Source organism: Cellulomonas septica, from assembly GCF_012396155.1.
Lineage (GTDB): Bacteria > Actinomycetota > Actinomycetes > Actinomycetales > Cellulomonadaceae > Cellulomonas > Cellulomonas septica.
Map to the genome: position 1 here is coordinate 1 of NZ_JAAXOY010000512.1, position 2636 is coordinate 2636.

Genomic DNA, 2636 nt, shown 5'->3' on the forward strand with positions numbered 1-2636 from the left:
CGACGCACAGGTCGTGGCGTCGGTCGCGGGCGGGTCGCGGACGGAGAGCGTGCAGCTCGATGTCCGGGCGCTGCCGGCCGGGTCGGCCAGCGGCCCGGCGGGGGCACGTCCGATGTGCACGTCCCCGGCCGCCGACGGCGTTCGTCAGCGCACGGCACCTGCCCGAGGGTGACGTGTACGTGCGCTACGAGGCCACCGAGGACCTCCCCACCCAGGTCGTGCGCGTCACGTGCGACGCGGCCGTCGAGTCGCACCCCGTGATCTCGCCCGACGGCACGTGGATCGCGTGGGCGACGACGCGCGACGGGACGTGGTCGATCGTCCGCGCGAGCATCGACGACCTCGCCTTCCCGGACGACCTCGACTGGTGCGAGGAGGTCGGCGACCAGGCCGAGGCGGTGACGACGGGCGGGGCCGACGAGACGTGGCCCGCGTGGACGTCGGACGGCGACCGGATCGTCTACAGCAGCACCGAGTCCGACCCGCTGGGCGACCTGTGGTCGGTGTCGACCGACACCCTCGAGCCCGTCCAGCTCACCCGCGGGCCGGCGGCCGAGACGCAGCCGACGGTCTCGCCGTGGGGCGACACCGCCGCGACCGTGGCGTTCACCACCTCGCAGTTCCGCCCCGACGGCTCCCTCGGGCTGGTCGGCATCGGCAGGGACGGGCAGCCCGCGAGCCTGTTCGAGGGCAACGACGGCGCGGTCGTCGACCTCTACCCGCCCGGCGCCGGCACCGAGGAGTACCCGGGCCGCGTCCAGGCGTCCGAGCCGACGTTCGGCCAGGTCGACGACGTCGCGTGGCTGGCCTGGACGAGCCGGGAGGTGGATCCCGCGGGCGACGTGTGGGTCGGGTTCCTCGACGACAGCGAGGCCGGCATCACCGTCGAGTTCCAGGAGCCCGTGATCGCGACGCTGGGGCGCAGCGAGTCGCACCCGTCCTGGGGGTCCGTGTTCGAGAGCGGCGAGGGCGAGACGCCCGCGGCGTACCTGACCTTCACCGACGCACCGCGGCTCGTCGACATCCACGACGTGCGCGCCGACGGCACCGGGGACCTGCGGATCCTGGCGAACCGCACCGAGCAGCCGCCGCCCGACGAGCCCAGCGCGCCGCCGCCCGAGCCGCTGCACGAGCTGTCGCCCGCGTACCACCCGGCCGGGGACGAGCTCGCGTACGCCTCGGAGAACGCGGCGCCCGTGCCCTTCGGGTGGTCCCTCTCGCAGGTGCTCCGGAGCACGCCGGCCGACCAGAACGCGGGGACCGTCCTCGACTACCCGGCCGGTCCGTTCGACGCCGAGCCGGCGTGGTCGCCGGACGGCACGCGCGTGGCGTTCGCCCGCTCGTCCGACCCGACGGGCAACGCGCCGACCCTGCTCTACGTCGCCGACCTCTCCACGAGCCCGGCGACGGTCACGCAGCTCACCGAGGGGGCCGAGGGCCTGCTCTTCGAGGACCACGACCCGACGTGGACGCCCGACGGGTCACGCCTGTACTTCAGCCGCTGGTTCCTCGACGACCGTGGCGCGGACGTGCCGCCCCCCGAGCGGTACGCCGTCACGGCCACGACGATCTGGTCGGTCGACGCGGCAGGCGCGGCGCCCGCGCAGCCGTTCGTCGTGGGGAACCCCTGCTTCCCGGCGGCCTCGTGCCCGCAGGTGGTCGCCGGGCGCTCTCCCGCCCTGTCGCCCGACGGCACGCGCCTCGCGGTCGTCGACCTGGGCACCCGCAACCTCGGCCTCGCGGGACTCCCGCTCACGGGCGCCGTCGCGCTCGGCGGCATCGGGGTCCTCACCCTCGACACGACCGGGACCGGGTCCCCCGTGGCGAGCACCGTCGCGCTCACCGGGATCCGCAGCGACGGCAGCGCGACGCCCTCGCGACCGGTCGTCGACGGCACCGACAACCCGGCCTGGTCGCCCGACGGGACCGAGATCGCGTTCTCCGCGCACCGCGCGGGACAGCCGAAGCAGCGCGGCATCTGGGCGGTGTCGGCCGCCGACGGGTCGGGCCTGCGGGTCGTCACCGACACCCAGGGGAACCAGGACGAGCCCGCGTACCGGCCGTACGCCGACCTCGCGGTGACGCTCGCGGCGGCACCGGCGCCCGACGGCTCGACGACGCTCACCGTGACCGTGAGCAACGCCGGTCCCGGCCTGGTGCGCGCGGCGCAGGTCGACGTCGAGCTGCCGCCCGGGCTGACGACGACCGGCCTGCCGGGCTGCACCGTCGCCGGTCAGCAGCTCACGTGCCCCGTCACGACACCCCTGCCGCCGGGCGGGGCACCCGTCGCGCTCGCCGTCCCGGTCCAGGGCGCGGCGACCACGGCCGGCCCGATCACCGCGGTCGTCACGAGCACGAGCCCCGAGCGGGACGTCACCGACAACACCGCGACGCTCACGCCGGCCGCACCCGGCGTGTCCGTGACGGTCGTGGTCACGCCGACGCTGTGGGTCGGCGGGCTGCCGGGCACCGCGACGTTCACGGTCACGAACCTCGGGTCCCAACCGGCCGAGGACGTCACGCTCACGACGGCCTTCCCGGCGGTCGTGACGACGGCGGGCGGCGACCCGTGCACGTCCGGACCCGGCGTCTGCGCGCTGGGGACGGTCGCGCCCGGCACGCCGCGCGTCGTGGAG

1 protein-coding gene is annotated in these 2636 nt (G+C 75.9%); it reads left to right on the forward strand.

Features of this window, described 5'->3' with window-relative positions:
* Positions 1-173 precede the first annotated feature (173 nt).
* Positions 174-2636: DUF11 domain-containing protein (locus tag HGA02_RS15860; RefSeq protein ID WP_210728671.1), on the forward strand; the 2463-nt coding region annotated here is incomplete at its 3' end.